This is a genomic window from Streptosporangium sp. CA-115845, from assembly GCF_050943795.1.
Lineage (GTDB): Bacteria > Actinomycetota > Actinomycetes > Streptosporangiales > Streptosporangiaceae > Streptosporangium.
This window is the reverse complement of the sequence record NZ_CP191988.1, coordinates 331,620-347,928: the sequence shown is the minus strand read 5'-3', so window position 1 is coordinate 347,928 and position 16,309 is coordinate 331,620. Positions and strand designations below refer to the sequence as shown.

The window sequence follows — 16,309 nt, the reverse complement described above, 5'->3', positions numbered from 1 at the left end:
ACATGCCGATACGGAGCAACGCCAGAAAAGCCTGGATCGTCGTGGGCGGTACGCTCACCGCGCTCACCGTGGCCCTCACCTCCATCGCGGCGTGGAGCGAGGTCACCCAGGCCCGCCGGGTCGCCGAGACCACGCTGCGGTCCCACGCGCTCACCTCGCCGGAGATCGTCGTGGAGACCACCGGTTACGTCAACGTCTCGGTCGTCGGCGGCGCGGAACGACGGCTGGACCTGGAGCGGACGCTCCAGTGGGCCCTGGACCGTCCCGTGGTCACCGAGGACTGGGACGGGCGGACGCTCACGATCGGCGTCCGCTGCCCCGGCGGCGACCGTCCAGACGGCCCGAACTGCCGGGCCGACTACACCCTGAGCCTGCCCGTGACCACCGACGTCGAGGTGCAGAGCCGCTTCGGGACCGTGTCGGTCAACGGCGTCTGGGGCGACCTGCGCCTCTCGACCGCCGCGGGCGACGTGGTCGTGGACGGCGCGCGGGGCGCGCTGCGGGCACGGACGGAGGTGGGGAACGTGCACGGCACCGGTCTGAGGTCCACCGGAGCCGACGTCGAGACCGGCATCGGAGACGTCGAACTGGGGTTCGCGAGCCCGCCCGGCGACGTCAGGGCCGTGGTGCGGACGGCCGGGGACGTGGGGGTCAGGGTGCCGGGCGAGGACGGTTACGACGTGCGGACCGGCGACGGGAACGCGACCGTCCAGGTACGGCGCGACTCCACCGCCCCGCGGCGGATCACCACCCTAACCGCGGCCGGCGCGACGCGTATCCTCCCCTCGTGACCCGCGCCCTTCACCGACGGTGTATTACACGCACAGGTTTGACCAGGTCAAAACCAGTACGTGGCCCTCTCCGCCCTGATGCGGGACTTGAATTGGAATCATGCTTCCCTCCGACGACCCGCAGGGCCAGGCGGTCATCGACATCGCGGCGCGGCTCTTCGCCGCGTTCGGCTACGACGGCACGTCGCTGCACGATATCGCGGAGGCCTCGGGGGAGGACCTGACGTGGCTGCAGCGGCGGTTCGGCGACAAACGTGAGCTCTACCTGACCGTCGTCGACCACGGCAGCCGGATGGAGCGCGGCATCGCGACAGATGTGCTCAGCGCGCTCCCGGTCGCCGGCCCCGAGGAGGCCCGCGCCGTCGTGTACCGGCTCGCGGCGCGCTTTCTGGAGTTCTTCCTCGCCAACCCGCAGGTCCCCTCACTGTGGGCACACCGCTGGCTCGGCGACGCCGCCGACATCCCCGAACTTGAGGCGACCTACAAGGACCCCGTCATCCACCTCATCTGCGAGGCGTTGCGCCCCGCCGTGGAGGCCGGTCTGATCGACGACCGGGTGAACCTGGAACAGACGGTGCAGACGCTGATCTGGAGCGTGTACGGGTTCATGCACGGCGAGATCAACACCGATGGGCACAACTCCGCCTCCACCGACCCGCAGGCGCGACAGTACTTCCTCGCCCATCTCCAGCAGTTGGTCGACCGCATGCTGACCCCGCGCGGCGCCTGAGGGCGTGCGCCGGGAGGTCTCCCGCGGTCCCGGAGCGGCCTCGTTGTCGGCGGTATCGGTTACCGTGTCACCGATCATGAACACGGGGCCGGGAAGGCGCGCCGGTTCGGAATGGCGATCCTCTCGACGCCGGGCTTCGACCGTGCCCAGAATGGCGTTGAGGTGTTTCCACCGGCCAGGACGTTCCGCGCGTCCTGGCAATCGCGAGAACCAGCGGGGAGTTGTCGAAGGATGACCGCAACGACCATCTCGGCTCGGGGCGAGACCCTGGCCTTTCCCGACGGCTTCGTCTGGGGGGCGGCCACCGCCGCGTACCAGATCGAGGGCGCCGCGCGAGACGACGGGCGCGGTCCGTCGATCTGGGACACCTTCTCCCACACGCCCGGCAGGACCGCCGGCGACCACACCGGCGACGTGGCCTGCGACCACTACCATCGCTACGCCGGCGACGTCCGCATGATGGCGGAGCTGGGTCTCGGGGCGTACCGGTTCTCGGTGGCCTGGCCCCGGATCCAGCCGTCGGGCTCCGGACCCGCCAACGCCGCCGGGCTCGACTTCTACGACCGGCTGGTGGACGAGTTGCTGGCGGCCGACATCGCGCCGTACGTGACGCTCTACCACTGGGATCTCCCCCAGGCGCTGGAGGATCTCGGCGGGTGGACCAATCGTGACACGGCCTACCGCTTCGCCGACTACACGCGAGTCGTGCACGACCGGCTCGGCGACCGCGTCGGGACCTGGATGACGGTCAACGAGCCGTGGGTGGCCTCGGTGCTGGGGTACGGTATCGGCGCGCACGCGCCGGGCCGCGCGTCGGCGGCCGAGGCCTTCCGCGCCTCCCACCATCTCCTGCTCGCCCACGGGCTGGGCGCCCGGGTGCTGCGCGAGTCGGGCGCCCGCGAGATCGCCCTCACCCTGAACCTCGCACCGGTGATCACACCTGACCAGGTGAGCGACCCCGACCTCGTGCCGTCCGCCGAGGACGCCGAGGCGGTGAACCGGATCGACTGCCTCATCAACCGGCAGTACCTCGACCCCGCCCTGCGCGGCGGCTATCCCGCCCCGGTGCTCGCGATCATGGATCGGATGGGCGGGCTCGACCACATCCGCGACGGCGACCTCGAAGCGATCAACCAGCCCCTCGACCTGCTCGGGATCAACTACTACACGCCCTGCGTGGTGCGGTCGGAGCCGGGTGAGCCGGCCAACGCCGCCTATCCCGGGAGCGAGGACATCCGCTTCAGCGGCGCCCATGCCCCGACGACCGCGATGGGCTGGGCGATCGTGCCGATCGGGCTCTCCCAGCTGCTCACCCGGCTCTCCCGCGACTACCCCGAGGTCGGCCTGCTGGTCACCGAGAACGGCGCCGCGTTCGACGACGTGGTGACGGGCGACCGCGTGCACGACGCCGACAGGACCGCCTTCTTCGAGGGCCACCTGCGGGCCGCGCACGCCGCCGTCGAGGCCGGTTCGGATCTGCGCGGCTTCCTGGTCTGGTCGCTGCTGGACAACTTCGAGTGGGCCGAGGGATACGACAAGCGCTTCGGGATCGTGCACGTCGACTTCGAGACGCAGCGGCGGCTGCCCAAGGACAGCGCGCTCTGGTATCGCGAGGTGATCCGGCACAACGGGCTGCACCGCGAGCGGGTCAGGCGTCCCACGCTGGAGGCGGTCGCCGCCCGCGCCGGTGTGTCGAGGTCGACGGTCTCCCGGGTGATCAACGGTGAGGGCACGGTCAGCGACGAGTTCCGCGCCATCGTCCTGGACGCGGTCAACGAGCTGGGCTACGTCCCCAACTCGGCGGCCCGCTCCCTGGTGACCAGGCGCACCGACTCGATCGCGCTGGTCGTCTCCGGCTCCCCGGCCGGGGCGTACGCCGACGATCCGCTGTTCTCCGCGACCGTCCGCTCGGCCACCCGGGAGCTGGAGGACGCGGGCAAGCGGGTCACCCTCATGCTCGCCGACTCGGCCGAAGGCCGGCTCCGGGTTGAGCGGTACGCCGCCTCGGGACACCTGGACGGGGTGGTGCTCAACTCGACGCTGAGCTCCGATCCGCTGCCCGCCGCGCTGGCCCGTACCGGCGTCCCCGTCGTGTCGCTCGGCAGGCCCGCGGTGTCGGCGCCCACCTCGTACGCCGACATCGACAACACCGGCGGCGCCGCCTCGGCGGTCAGGCACCTGCTCGCCCGGGGACGGCGGCGGATCGCCGCGATCGCCGGTCCTCCGGACACGATCGCCGCGCAGGACCGGCTCAGGGGATACCGCGAGGCGCTGCGCGACACCGGGCACCGGTCGATCATCGCCGTCGGCGGCCTCACCCTCGCCTCGGGCGCGGACGCGATGCGCCAGCTGCTGCGGGACGACCCGGCACTCGACGCGGTCTTCGTGGCCGGCGACCTGATGGCGATCGGCGCCCTGCGGGTGCTGAGCGAGTCGGGGCGACGGGTGCCCGACGACGTCGCGATCGCGGGGTTCGACGACATCGAGGCCGCCTCCTACACCGTGCCCGCGCTCACCACGGTACGCACGCCCAGGACGGACCAGGCACGGGCGGCGGTGCGCCTGCTCCTGCGCCAGATCGACGGCGGCCCCGCCTCGTCGACGATCCTGCCCACCGAGCTGGTCATCCGGGAGTCCACCTGACGCACCGGCCGCGAGCCCCGGTCAGCGGGAGGTCCGCAGGTACGCCTTGCGCTCGTCCGGGGTCAGCTCGCGGATGGTGCGGTCACCGGCGAGCCGGAGCACCTCCTCCATCGGGCCGCACACGTCGCATCGCCAGACCCGCACCGTGGAGTCGCCGTGCGCGGTGACGAGGTTACGGCTGTCGCGGGCGAACTCCACACTCTCGACGGAGGCGCCGTAACCGTGGAAGACCACCGGCTCGCCCTCGCCCGCGGCCGCCTGGATCCTGACCGTGTTGTCGTTGCCACTGCTGGCCACCCACTGCCCGTCGGGGCTGAAGGACACACTCCACACCATTCCCCGGTGGCCGCGGAGCACCACCGGCTCACCGCGTCCCGAGACGTCCCAGACCCGGACGGTACCGTCGCTGCCGCCACTGGCCAGCCGCCGCCCGTCGGGGCTGAAGGACACACTCCACACCAACCCCTGGTGGCCGCGGAGCACGAGCGGCTCACCATGCCCCGAAACATCCCAGACCCGGACCGTGCCGTCCTCACCCGCGCTCGCGACCCGCCGCCCGTCCGGGCTGAAGGCGACATACTTGACTATCCCCCGATGGCCGCGGAGCACGAGCGGCTCACCATGCCCCGAGACGTCCCAGACCCGGACCGTGCCGTCACTGCCCCCGCTGACCAGCCGCCGCCCGTCCGGGCTGAACGCGACGTTCCACACCGTCTCGTGGTGACCGCGGAGCACGACCGGCTCACCGCGCCCGGAGGCGTCCCAGACCCGGACCACACCGTCCCGCGTGGCGCTCGCCACCCGCCGCCCGTCCGGGCTGAAGGACACGCCGAGCACCTCCCCGCCACCGGGACTCAGTACCACCGTGCCGCCCTTGCCGGTGACATCCCCGATGCGCACCGTGCCGTCACTGCCGGCGTCGGCCACCCGCCGCCCGTCCGGGCTGAACGCCGCGTCCCATACCTCTCCGGTGTGACCGCGCATGATGACGGCGTCGCCCACCGCCGTCACGTCCCAGAGCCGCACGGTGCCGTCATCGCTCGCGCTGGCCAGCATCCGGCCGTCGGGGCTGAAGGCGGCGCTCCACACGCTCCCTCGGTGACCGCTCAGCAGCAGGGGGGCGATGCTGTCGCCCGCGCTCCAGACGTTGACCGTGCCGTCGTTGCCCACGCTGGCGATCCTGCGCCCGTCACGGCTGAACGCCACTCCCTCCACGGTGCCGTCGTGCCCGCGCAGCACCATGGAGGAGTCGTCGCCCGGGATGTCCCACAGCCGTGCGGTGCCGTCGGTGCTGGCGCTCACCAGGCGCCTGCCGTCCGGGCTGAACGCCACGTTCTCCACCGAGTTCTCGTGCCCGCGAAGCACGGTGGGCCGTTCCTTGCCCTCCGGATCCCAGAGCCGCACCGTACCGTCGCCGCCCCCGGTGGCCAGGCGCCGGCCGTCCGGGCTGAACGCCACCCCCAGGGCCCGCCCCTCATGCCCGCGCAGCACGACCGAGGACGCACCGGCCCACCCGCCGCCGCCCGCCTTCCACACCCGTACCGTGCCGTCGTCTCCGGCACTGGCCAGGCGCCGCCCGTCCGGGCTGAAGGACACGTTCCAGACCTCTCCCGTGTGCCCCGGGAGAACCGCGGGCCGGTCACCGCCGGTCAGATCCCACACCCGTACCGTGCCGTCGACGCCTGAGGTGGCCAGGTAACGCCCGTCGGGGCCGAACACCGGGCTCCACGCCTGGCCTTCGTGCCCCCGCAACATGACCGGGTCCCCCGCCGGCAGGCCCTGCCCGGTCGTCCGCCACACCCGTACGGTCCCGTCACCGCTGCTCGTGGCCAGCAGGCGCCCGTCCGGGGAGAAGGCGACGCCGCAGACCTTGCCCCCGTCGACGGGCAGGATCAGACGCACCCGGGAGTCGACGACCGCCTGTCGCAGAACCGCGGCGGCCTCGACGGTGGGGCTGACCTCGTACGCCCGCCGGGCCATCAGCAGGCTGAGCTGGGGGTCGAGCTGGAGCTGGCCTCGGGCGTCGGCGGCGAGCTGGCGGGAGTAGGCGAGATTCTGCTCATACCTGGCCCGATCCGCCTGGACGAAGGCCATCACCGCCAGCGCGCAGACCACCATGCCGACCGCCGTCACGCTGATCAGCAGTCGGCGGGCCCGCCTGCTGCCCGCCGCGCGCTCACGCGCCTCGCGCGCCCGCGCGGCCTCCAGGAAGGCACGCTCGGAGTCGTTGATCCGGTCGAGCTCGCGACCGTCCCAGGCGGTCAGGCGTATCCCCCGGTAGAGCAGCTCGTCCGCACGCCCGTGCTGCTCCCACTCCGCCGCGGCCTCGGTGAGGCGCCGGTGCAGGCGTACCAGCTCCCGATCCTCGGCGAGCCAGCCCCGCAGCCTGGGCCACGAGCGGATGACCGCCTCGTGCGCCACCTGGACGCTGTCCTCGTCGACGGTGAGCAGCCTGGCCTCGGTGAGCCTGGTCAGCACGGTCGCCACCGCCGTCCCGTTCGGTCCGGACAGCAGCTCGTCGGGAGCGACGCGACGGCGGGTGTCCTCGGTGCCCTCGCCCAGTGCGGTCAGGCGCAGGAACACGTTCTTGACCAGATGGCGCTCCCGGTCGCCGGACTCGTCGTAGACCCGCTCGGCGCTCTGCGCGATCGCCCCCTGGATGCCACCGGCGGCGCGGTACCCGGCCAGCGTCATCGCGTCGCCCCTGCGCCGCTTCCACGTCTCCAGCAGCGCGTGCGAGAGCAGCGGCAACGCCCCCGGCTCCCGGCGGCAGTCGCCGAGGATGGCCTCGACCAGCGCCCGGTCGACCTTGAGCCCGGCGCGGACCGCCGGTCCCGTGACCACCTGCCGCAGATCCTCCTCGTCCATGGGCCCGATCAGCAGCTGCCGGTCGCGCAGCGCGGCCACCAGCGGCGGGTACTCCGCGCACCGGGCGTAGAAGTCCGCGCGGACCCCCAGCACCACCCGCGCCCGGTCGTCGGTACCGTCCGCCGCGGTGAGCAGCCAGTCGAGAAAGGCCACCCGCTCCCTCTCGTCGCGGCAGAGCGTGAAGACCTCCTCGAACTGGTCGACCACTATCACGACGCGTGCCGATTTCGGCCGTCCCTCAAGCAGCTGGCCGATGTCGAGGCGTGCGCTCCCGTGCTCGGCCAGCAGCCCCGCGTGGAGCACCGAGGCGCTGGCCCCCACCTCGTTCGACATGGCGATCGCGAGCTCCTCCAGCGGATGCTCGCCCGGGGTCAGCAGCAGCGTCGGCCACGCCTTACTCCCCCACAGTGCCCCATCCCACAGCGCCGGCAGCAGGCCCGCCCGCAGCAGCGAGGACTTGCCGCTCCCCGACGGGCCGAAGACCGCCAGCAGGGAGGTGTCCTCCAGCCGCGCGCGCACCTCACCGACCAGCTCCCGGCGCCCGAAGAACCGGTCGGCGTCACCGGGATCAAAGGTCACCAGTCCCAGGTACGGGGCGTCCGCGTCCTTGTCGGCCCGCTCCGCCGCGTCGGCCGAGGCGAACTCCGCGGCCAGCGTCCGCCACCGCTTCTCCCAGACCTCGGGATCGCCGCCACACGCCTCGACGTAGGCCAGAGTGACCGCGAGCGTGGGAAAGATCCCTCCACCGGCCGCCTCCGACAGCGCGGTCACCGAGTAGTGCGCACGCCGGGACAGCTCTCGGTAACTCGGCCGCCCGGCCTCGGTCCGCAGCTGCCGCAACTTTGACGCGAACCGCTGTAGCGGACTCGCGTCGGGATCGAGAGCCCTTTCCGGTCGCCCCATTCAGCCCCCGCCGACACGCGATCGTCGCTCGTCTTCTCCCGAAGATCGATTCTGGACAAGCGAGATGCAACCATGCCTGGCCGTACCGGTCCAGCGAATGGCAAGAATCCCTCGTAGACATGACGAAATCGGCGCCCATCGAAAACGACGTCGCCGATGGGCACCTCACCCCCGCACCGGCCCCCTTGGCAAACGGTGCGGGGGTTCTCGTGCCGCCGTTTCGGAATCACTCTCATGCGATCCGGTGGCGAAGCGCCGGCTCCTCCGTTCCCCGGCGGAGGGCCGGCGGCCGGGCACCGCCAGAACCGACTTCGGCCTGCGGGCCGAGATAGGCGGAGACGGGTCCCGGTGCTCGGGCGCGCCTCACGTCATCCAGCCGCTGTCGCGGCGCTTGTGGCAGGCGCGGTCGAGGAGGTACGCGGATGCGAGCAGGGCTACATCTCCGGCCTCGACACCGGGGAGAATGTCACATGGCGTCCCTTCGGTCAGCGAGCCGTCTCATCGACGGGCTTTACCCACCTGTTTAGCGGCTTCCAATTTGTCCAGCACATATCTCGTGTACTGGACAAACAACCTCCCCGACCGGGGGGTGCGGAACGTGGCGGATCCTTCGCGTTCCGCACCGTGGGCGGGGTGGCCCCGCTTCCTCCCGTCATGACGGGTGGGCAGCCCGTCGCCGATCCGGGCGAGACGCGCTCAGCCGGGTACCTTCTTCCCGTCCGCACCGACCGCGTACCAGTCTGCGCCGAAACTGTTGAGGTCCTGCCCGTTCGTCTCGCCGGCCGTGGTGTCCTTGATGAAGTAGTAGAGCGGATGGTGGTTGTAGGTCACCTGGGTCGTGCCGTCATCCCGCTTGGTGGTGCCGAGCAGCTTCTCCTTGACGCCCTTGCCCGCTCTGGGCTTTCCATCCGTGAGGAACGGCGGCCACGCCTGCGCGCAGGGGCCGGAACACGACGACTTCCCGCCCTTGTCCTTCTCGAAGAGGTAGAGCGTGCGGTCCCTCTCGCCGACCAGCACCTTTCCGATCTTCGTATCTCCCAGCCGGACCTCGGCCCTGGTCGCCGGCGAGGTCGAGGGCGAAGACGAGGTGGGGGTCCCCGGCGATGTGGGCGACGCGTTGACCTGGTTCGCGACCATCGGCTCGGTCGCGCTCCCGTCCCCGGCGGCGCCGCACCCAGCCGCGAACACCCCGAGCGCGAGCACGCCGGCATGGAGCAACTTCCTCATCTCCGACCCTCCAGGTAGCGGTGTACTGCTGCTGCACAGCAGACACTCCGCGCCCCCGGCACAGGACCACGACACGTACCGTTTGGCCATGCCTTTGCCCACCGCCGGCACCTCGCTCAGTGGAGGCGAACCGGCCGGACAGGTCCCGGCCCTCATCACCGCTGGGAGCCGCCGTCGAACGGGTGCCGGAGCAGGTTCCAGGCGGCGCCACGGTCCGGGCCCTCCTGTCCCCTTCAACGCCTGTGCCCGAGAGCACATCGGCGGGTAACCTCACCGACCAGACGCTGCCCCACCCCGCACGCGACACCGACGTCGCTCCTCAAGCACGACCCTTCCCGCCCACGACGCTCAGGGGCAGGGCCGCTCTCCGGATTCGATGCGAGAAAATCGCAGATTGTGAGGTAAAGGTGCCGGTCGGACGGGGTTCGCAGACGGCGAGGGGAGAGCTGCGGCTGTACGGGTGGATGCTCGCGCTGGCCGCAGTGGTCCTTCTCGCGGACCAGACTTCGAAGATCTGGGCGATCTCGGCGCTCTCGGACGGCGAGCGCATCCCGGTGATCCCAGAGCTGATCCAGCTGCGGCTGCTGTACAACCCCGGTGCCGCGTTCTCAATCGGTGTGAACGCGACGTGGGTGTTCGCGCTGGCGGCGGCCATCGCGGTCATCGGCATCCTGTACGTGGGGCGGCGGCTGCGCTCGCCTGCCTGGACCGCCGCGCTGGGCGGGCTCCTGGGCGGCGCCGCGTCCCACCTGCTTGATCGCCTCCTGCGTTCCCCCGGGTTCGGCCGGGGGCATGTCGTCGACTTCATCGACTACGGCGGCCTGTTCGTCGGCAACGTCGCCGACATCGCCCTCGTCGGAAGCTGCGCCCTGCTCATGCTGCTCAGCCTGCGTGACATCCCCCTCGGGGGCGTAGCCGACAAGGGGCATGCCTGAGCCGCGCCCTCCATGACCGATCTGGCGAACCTTCGGTTCGGCGAGGAAGAGCGTCCCCGCGAGATAGAGAATCCCGGCCGCGCCCGTCAGCCCGAAGGTCATGTACGAGTATCCGCCCAGAAATTCGTTGGCTCTGAAAATCGACAGGAACCAGAAATACCACCAGAACACTGCGTACGGGACGAGACCTGTTCCCATGACGGCCCGCACCCCCTCGGTCCCGCCCCGCCGCCACGCCAGAGCCGCCAGGGCCAGCGTGATCACCCCGGCCACGGCATGGCCCCACAGGAAGACCTCGACCTTGCTCAGCGCGAGCCCACCGTAGAGGCTCGGTCCATCGACGACCCTTTCCTCCTCCCACTCCAGCTCTCCTCTGACGACGAGACTGACTCCCGCGACCACCAGCTCGCACAGGGATGCCACCAGCAGGCACATGGCAGCGCGCCCCGAAACCCGCATCCGTTCCCTCACCGTCTCCGCCTCTCCTGGAGGCCAAGCGTGAAGGAACCCGGTTGTGAGGCGCCTGCGGATCACAAGCACATCCTCTACTGGACGCCGGAGCGGCGGCGGGCCGGCGGCCCGATGAGGCCCGATCGATCGTCAACCGGGCCCCGTGCACCCCCGTGTGAGGAGACGCCCATCAGGTCAGAAGGCGTCGCCCCAACGACCGCAGTCGTCGAACTTGTCGGTGCCCTCGCACACCCGGACCTTGAAGTCGTCGAAGCCGCTGCTCCCCTTGAACCCGCCGAACCGGTCGATGTCACCGTGACCGAGGGTCTTGAAGACCTTGGTGTGCGAACCGAACCGGTCGTGCCACTTGAACCACACGTAGCTGTAGGAGCGGTCGCGGTCGCGGTCGAACAGGTCGCCGTAGAACCAGTAGCGGCCGCCCTCCTTGGTCCAGTAGCCCTTGAAGTAGGACCGGTGCCCGAAGTCCTCGCCTTGGCCGAAGCCGGAGTAGTAGGGGCCGAAGAAGTGCTTGCTGGAGGTCTGTGCCTGCTGCGGGGCGGTCGAGGCCGTCGCCGCCGGGGCCACGGCCACACCGGCCAGCAGCGAACCGGCCAGGGCCGCTCCGGCGAGAAGTGCGCGCTTCGTGCTCATGTTCATGCTCCCGTGAGTGCGGTGTGGAGACGTGTCGTTCGGACACCACAGACGTTAGAAAGCTACGAAGAACCCTTCTGCGTACGAATCCACACTCATCCCCGAGAGTGCACTATTACGCATTCCCCCCTTCCATGACGGCCGAGGGACCCGCGCCGCGGCGATCCGGAATCGAACCTCGATGCCGGCGCCACCCGAGTCATGATCACGTCATCGCTCCGGCAGGGATCTCCATGAGGGTGCGCTGGAGCAGCCGGACGACGGTATCGATCATTACGGTGCTGGCGCGTGAAGATCCTCATGCTGACGGGCGCCGCGGTGTCCGCCCTCGTCCTGTCCCTGCCCGCCATCGCCGCGACGGCACCGGCCGCTCTTCCCGAGCCGCCGTCCGTCACCGTCGCCCGAGCCGAACTCGACCAGTTGAAGACGGCGGAGCCGCGCCCGATGACCGGCTACTCCCGCGCCAGGTTCCCGCACTGGTCCGCTCAGGGCGGCGCCTGCAACACGCGCGAGAAGGTCCTCGCCAGGGAGGGCTCGCTCGTCTTCCAGGACGGCCGGTGCCGGGCCATCTCCGGCGCCTGGAGGTCGGCCTACGACGGGAGGATGATCGCCTCCGCGAGCCAGGTCGACATCGACCACATGGTCCCCCTGGCCAACGCGTGGCGCTCCGGCGCCGACGGCTGGACCACGGAGAAGCGGGGCGAGTTCGCGAACGACCTGAAGAACTCCCAGCTCATCGGCGTTTCCGCCGCGTCGAACAGGAGCAAGGGCGACCAGAGCCCCGACCAGTGGCGCCCGCCGCTGGTGAGTTACTGGTGCACCTACGCGCGTGCCTGGACCGACGTGAAGTTCGACTACGGCCTCACCGTGACCGACGCCGAGCGGGCGGCACTGGAGAGCATGCTCGACACCTGCGACGCGGAATGAACGAGCGGTACCGGTCCGAGGTGACCACCGGTCCCGGTGGGGTGATGACCGAGGAGGTGGGAACCGTCACCGGAGACCTCACCGTGGTCACCGAGATCGCCGGCGGCCAGGCCGCCGTCCGCGTGCAGTACACCGGCGCGGAGGAGTGGTACGTCGCCACGGGCAGCCCGCTCCCCGTCTCGGTGGGCAGCGGCGAGGGAATCCATGAGGCGGTGGTGGCGATGATCCGGCACGGCGCGCCCGAAGGCGTCGCCCAGGCGACCGGCTGACACCACCGTCGATGCCCCGCTCTCCGGCCGACGGGGAGCGGGGCATTTCTCGCGCGTACGAGGCCGGCCCGGGCGGTGCTCCTGGTCGTGATCGGCCCGGGGTCGTCCAGGCGCCGATGAGCGGGTACGCGGATCTGCGTACGGTGAAGCCTCGGGTGAGCGGATGTCCCGGCGCGGCCGCGCGCCCAGACTCTGCGCATGCCGACCATGCTCATTCGTGCCTTCCGCGTGCCCGACCTCCGGAAGAAGATGCTCTTCACTCTGGCGATGATCACGCTGTTCCGGTTCGGGCAGATCCTGCCCGCGCCCGGCGTGAACGTGGTCGCGGTGCGGGAGTGCCTGAACACGACCCGCGGCGGGCTCATCGACATGTTGCAGCTGTTCAGCGGCGGGGCGATGCTGAAACTGTCGGTGTTCGCCCTCGGGATCATGCCGTACGTCACCGCCGGCATCGTGGTCCAGTTGCTCACCGTGATGATCCCGCGTCTGGAGACGCTCAGGAAGGAGGGGCGTCAGGGGCAGGCGAGGATCACCCAGTACACGAGGTATCTGACGGTGGCGCTGGCCGTGCTCAACGCCGCCACCGTCGTGTCGCTGGCTCGCGCGGGCCGGATCTTTCCCGGCTGTGACCGGCAGATACTGCACGACCGGAGCCCGATGACGATCGCGGTGATCGTGGTCACCCTGGTGGCCGGGACGTGCGTGATCATGTGGCTGGGCGAACTGATCACCGACCGGGGGATCGGGAACGGCATGTCCATCCTGATCTTCACGCAGGTCATCGCCGTGTTCCCCGCCTACATGTCGAACATCTTCCTGCTCAGCCCGTTCGCCCTGGCGACGATGCTGGTCGCGGGCGTCTTCCTGGTGGCGTCGGTGATCTTCATGGAGCAGGCGCAGCGACGGATCCCGGTGCAGTACGCCAAGCGGCTGGTCGGGCGCAGGATGTACGGCGGAACCTCGACCTACCTTCCGCTGAAGGTCAACCAGGCCGGGATCGTCCCCGTCATCTTCACCTCGTCCCTGCTCCTCCTGCCGCAGCTGGCGATGCAGCTGATGGGCGGCACGGGACCGGTCGCGGCGTGGATCGCGCGCTATCTCGTCTCGGGCGACCACCCGGTCTATGTGACGACGTACCTGGTGCTGATCGTGGCCTTCACCTACTTCTACGTGTCGATCACCTTCGATCCCGCGGAGGTGGCCGACACCATGAAGCGGTTCGGCGGGTTCGTGCCCGGCATCCGGCCCGGACGCCCCACCGCGGAGTACCTACGGTTCGTGCTCTCGCGGCTGACGGCCCCGGGAGCGGCCTATCTCGGCACGCTGTCGCTGATCCCGATCATCGCGTTCATGCTGCTGCGCGATCCGGCGACCCAGCAGAACTTCCCGTTCGGCGGAACCGCGGTCCTCATCATGGTCGGGGTGGGCCTGGACACCGTGAAGCAGATCGAGGCGCAGCTGGAGCAGCGCGACTACCGGGGCTTTCTCAGGGGATCGTCAACCCGGATCTGACCGCGAAGACGACCAGCTGGGCGCGGTCGCGGGCGTGCAACTTGACCATGGCACGGCTGACGTGGGTGCGAACCGTCTCGGGGCTGATGACCAGCTCCGCGGCGATCTCGTCGTTCGATCGGCCGGTGGCGACCCAGGCGACCATCTCCCGCTCCCGGGGAGTGAGGGTGTCGAGGCCCTCGACTGGGGTGATGTCGTGCCGGCCGAACAGCCCGATCACCTTCCTGGTGACGGACGGGGAGAGCAGGGCCTCGCCCGAGGCGACGACCCTGATCGCGTGGGTGAGCTCCTCGGGAGCGCTGTCCTTGAGAACGAATCCGCTGGCCCCGGCCTGGAGGGCGGCGAAGATGTACCGGTCGACCTCGAAGGTGGTGACGACGACCACCCGGGTGGTGGTGAGCGCGGGATCGGCGGCGATGGCACGCAGCGTGTCGATGCCGTCCATGCCGGGCATCCGGATGTCGAGGAGGAGGACGTCGGGACGGGTGTCACCGAGCAGCCGGAGAGCCGCGGCGCCGTCCGCGGCCTCACCGGCGAACTCCAGGTCGGGCTCCCTGTCGATGAGCGCCCTGAGCCCCATGCGCACGACGGCCTGATCATCGGCGAGCGCCACGCGGATCGTGCCCGCCGGAGAAGTCACGCGGTGTCCTGCGACGTCGGCCACCGCGGGGCGTCGGTCGTGGGGCTCTCCGGCTTCACGCGATGTCCGGGGGAGCCTCGTGCGGTGCGCGGGGAAAGCAGGCCACGACCTGGAACCCGCCGCCCTCGCGAGGGCCCGCGCTGAAGGCGCCACCGGCCTCCGTCACCCGGGCCCGCATCCCGGCCAGCCCCCGGCCCTCGTCCGTTCCGGCACGGCCGCTCCCCCTGTCCGCGACCTCCAGAACGAACCGGCCCGGGTCGCCGGAGACCCGGACCAGGGCTCTGGTCGGGCCGGCGTGGCGCAGGACGTTGGTCAACGACTCGCGCACGACGCGATAGACCGTGCCTTCGAGGTGCGAGGGAACGCTCGGCTCGGCCGGTTCGACGTCGACGGGCAGCCCCGCCGCGCGCACTCCGTCGATCAGCCGGAGCAGGTCGTGGTCGGCGGCCACCGGGTCGATGAGGTCGAGCGCGGAGCGGAGCTGGTTGAGCGCCCGCACGCTGGTCGAGCGGATCGCCTCCAGCGACTCGCGAACCTGGTCGGGCCGCTCGTCGAGCATGAGCAGGGCGACCCCGGCCTGCATGGCGATGGTCGCGAGGCCGTGCCCGGCGGCGTCGTGCACCTCGCCCGCGATGCGCGCCCGCTCCGCGGCGATCAGCTCCGGTGCGCTCGTCGACACCCGCGCCGTCTCGCCGGCCGGCTCGGTGACCGTTTTCACCAGCAGCGCCGGACGGACCGGCGCCGCGGTCAGACCCCAGCTCGCCGGGACATCCGTGCCCGTGATCCGGTCGCGCGAAGTCTCCGCGTCGAGGACCTGGCCCGCCGGGACACCCGCGCCGGAGAACCTGGCCGCGACACCCGCGTCCGGGGGTTGACTGGCCGCGCTGCGGGCCTGGACGAGACCGCTGGACGGCCACGGGATGGCCAGCCAGCCCACCCAGGCCAGCATGAGGATGACCGGCAGGTCACGGACCCGGCCCAGGCGGGAAAGCGCCACCGCGGCCGCCGCGAGGGAGGCGTGCGGACGACCGTCCGGATGCGTGGGCTCAGTCACCGTCCTCCATCAGAACAGACTCGGGTGAACCGATCCTAGCCAGTGCCGGGCGATCCCGTCCGGCCCCGGAGGTGAGCGTGCCCTGACCGCCTACCGGCGGTCTCGCAGGGATTCCAGCAGGCGCGACAGCTCCTCGGTGACGGCTGGGAGATCGCCGGGATCCGTCGAGCGGGCCAGCCACAGGGCCGCCTCGTTCATCGCACCGGACAGCAGCCGGGCCAACGGCTGCACGGGCCGGCGGGCGATGACCCCCGCCTCGATCAGCGTGACGAGCGCCTCGGTGAGGTGCCGCGCCGAGGACGCCTCGTCCATGGCCCGCCACTCGTTCCAGCCGAGCACCGCGGGGCCGTCGACGAGCATGATCCGCTGTATGTCGGGGTCGCGGCTCACCGCGAGGAAGGCCCGGCATCCCGCGACCAGCTGCTCCCACGGGTCGTCGTGCGCGTCCGCCGCCGCCGAGACCCGCTCGCCCACCTCCCGCTGCACCTGCTCGACGACCGCGTGGAAGAGGGCGGCCTTGCTGTCGAAGTGGTGGTAGAGCGCGCCCTTGGTCACGGCCGCCGCCCCGACGATCTGCGCCAGGCTCACCGCGGCGTACCCGTGCCGCGCGAACAGCGTCCTGGCCTCCGTCACCAGTGTGCGCCTGGTCTCCAGTCGTTGCTGTATCCGATCCATCGCGGCCTCCATCATTGGCATACCGATGGTATGT

At 70.8% G+C, this 16,309-nt stretch carries 13 protein-coding genes; 7 read left to right on the top strand and 6 right to left on the bottom strand.

What is annotated here, in order from left to right:
• Positions 1–2: 2 nt before the first annotated feature.
• The 3 genes from ACQP0P_RS03630 to ACQP0P_RS03620 all read left to right on the top strand — a co-directional run bounded on the left by ACQP0P_RS03630 (position 3) and on the right by ACQP0P_RS03620 (position 4,164).
• Positions 3–791: a hypothetical protein gene (locus ACQP0P_RS03630; RefSeq protein ID WP_433370826.1), complete on the top strand. Its 789-nt coding sequence runs from the start codon at positions 3–5 to the stop codon at positions 789–791.
• 100 nt (positions 792–891) lie between these two features.
• On the top strand, positions 892–1,521 hold the full coding sequence (locus ACQP0P_RS03625) for a TetR/AcrR family transcriptional regulator (RefSeq protein WP_433370824.1): 630 nt from the start codon (positions 892–894) through the stop codon (positions 1,519–1,521).
• Between the two features lie 231 nt (positions 1,522–1,752).
• Positions 1,753–4,164 (top strand): GH1 family beta-glucosidase, encoded by a 2,412-nt coding sequence (locus ACQP0P_RS03620; RefSeq protein WP_433370821.1) that lies wholly within the window; start codon positions 1,753–1,755, stop codon positions 4,162–4,164.
• 21 nt (positions 4,165–4,185) lie between these two features.
• On the opposite strand, the gene ACQP0P_RS03615 is transcribed toward ACQP0P_RS03620, so the two are convergent.
• Both ACQP0P_RS03615 and ACQP0P_RS03610 read right to left on the bottom strand, forming a co-directional pair.
• A complete protein-coding gene (locus tag ACQP0P_RS03615; RefSeq protein ID WP_433370818.1) occupies positions 4,186–7,872 on the bottom strand; it encodes a hypothetical protein in 3,687 nt (1,228 codons plus the stop codon).
• Between the two features lie 759 nt (positions 7,873–8,631).
• Positions 8,632–9,162: a COG4315 family predicted lipoprotein gene (locus ACQP0P_RS03610; protein WP_433370815.1), complete on the bottom strand. Its 531-nt coding sequence runs from the start codon at positions 9,160–9,162 to the stop codon at positions 8,632–8,634.
• A 407-nt stretch (positions 9,163–9,569) separates the two neighbouring features.
• On the opposite strand from ACQP0P_RS03610, the gene ACQP0P_RS03605 reads away from it, so the two are divergent.
• Positions 9,570–10,097 carry a signal peptidase II gene (locus ACQP0P_RS03605; RefSeq protein ID WP_433370812.1) on the top strand — a complete coding sequence of 176 codons (528 nt, stop codon included), beginning with the start codon at positions 9,570–9,572 and terminating at the stop codon, positions 10,095–10,097.
• 645 nt (positions 10,098–10,742) lie between these two features.
• On the opposite strand, the gene ACQP0P_RS03600 is transcribed toward ACQP0P_RS03605, so the two are convergent.
• Positions 10,743–11,198 carry a hypothetical protein gene (locus ACQP0P_RS03600; RefSeq protein WP_433370809.1) on the bottom strand — a complete coding sequence of 152 codons (456 nt, stop codon included), beginning with the start codon at positions 11,196–11,198 and terminating at the stop codon, positions 10,743–10,745.
• A 288-nt stretch (positions 11,199–11,486) separates the two neighbouring features.
• On the opposite strand from ACQP0P_RS03600, the gene ACQP0P_RS03595 reads away from it, so the two are divergent.
• From ACQP0P_RS03595 to secY, 3 genes are all read left to right on the top strand, one after another.
• Positions 11,487–12,125, top strand: coding sequence for an HNH endonuclease family protein (locus ACQP0P_RS03595; RefSeq protein WP_433370807.1), 639 nt, complete (start codon positions 11,487–11,489; stop codon positions 12,123–12,125).
• Positions 12,122–12,394, top strand: coding sequence for a hypothetical protein (locus tag ACQP0P_RS03590; protein ID WP_433370804.1), 273 nt, complete (start codon positions 12,122–12,124; stop codon positions 12,392–12,394). Before ACQP0P_RS03595 ends, ACQP0P_RS03590 begins: the two co-directional genes overlap by 4 nt.
• A gap of 198 nt (positions 12,395–12,592) precedes the next feature.
• The gene (gene secY / locus ACQP0P_RS03585; RefSeq protein ID WP_433370801.1) at positions 12,593–13,906 is read left to right on the top strand and encodes a preprotein translocase subunit SecY; all 1,314 of its coding nucleotides are present in this window, start codon (positions 12,593–12,595) and stop codon (positions 13,904–13,906) included.
• On the opposite strand, the gene ACQP0P_RS03580 is transcribed toward secY, so the two are convergent.
• The 3 genes from ACQP0P_RS03580 to ACQP0P_RS03570 form a co-directional block, all read right to left on the bottom strand.
• Complete coding sequence (locus tag ACQP0P_RS03580) at positions 13,881–14,486, bottom strand: response regulator (RefSeq protein WP_433381662.1); 606 nt, start codon at positions 14,484–14,486, stop codon at positions 13,881–13,883. The two genes, secY and ACQP0P_RS03580, sit on opposite strands and share 26 nt — an antisense overlap.
• 115 nt (positions 14,487–14,601) lie before the next feature.
• On the bottom strand, positions 14,602–15,600 hold the full coding sequence (locus ACQP0P_RS03575) for a sensor histidine kinase (protein ID WP_433370799.1): 999 nt from the start codon (positions 15,598–15,600) through the stop codon (positions 14,602–14,604).
• Between the two features lie 90 nt (positions 15,601–15,690).
• Complete coding sequence (locus ACQP0P_RS03570; protein WP_433370796.1) at positions 15,691–16,275, bottom strand: TetR/AcrR family transcriptional regulator; 585 nt, start codon at positions 16,273–16,275, stop codon at positions 15,691–15,693.
• Between the last annotated feature and the right edge of the window lie 34 nt (positions 16,276–16,309).